Here is a 266-nt window from a genome sequence, read left to right as displayed (position 1 = left end):
AGGTCTGATGCTCTGATCGTGACTAAAGGGCCAAGACTCCACATAGATCGGAGCCGAGAGCAAGCGGACATCGTTGCGAAACGCGCGATGGCAGCTGCTGATGTCGAAAACCTTGCAATTCTTGCCAAGCGCAAGTTACGACTCGTAGGTCTGGCCTTCCGTGGCCTGATGATATGGCTAGCCTGTTACGTTCTGTTGCTGGCTGTCAGTCCAGCAAGCTAAGCGGGGTATGATGATGCCTTGCACTGACCTTCATAGCCAGTCCA

Annotated in this window: 1 protein-coding gene; it reads left to right on the top strand. The window is 53.8% G+C overall.

Features of this window, described 5'->3' with window-relative positions:
- Window positions 1-222: hypothetical protein (locus CVH10_RS26915; RefSeq protein ID WP_219924951.1), on the top strand; the 222-nt coding region annotated here is incomplete at its 5' end.
- Between the last annotated feature and the right edge of the window lie 44 nt (window positions 223-266).

The sequence above is a fragment of the Halomonas sp. ND22Bw genome (assembly GCF_003011945.1).
Classification (GTDB): domain Bacteria; phylum Pseudomonadota; class Gammaproteobacteria; order Pseudomonadales; family Halomonadaceae; genus Halomonas; species Halomonas halophila.
This window is presented reverse-complemented; position numbering and strand designations above follow the sequence as displayed.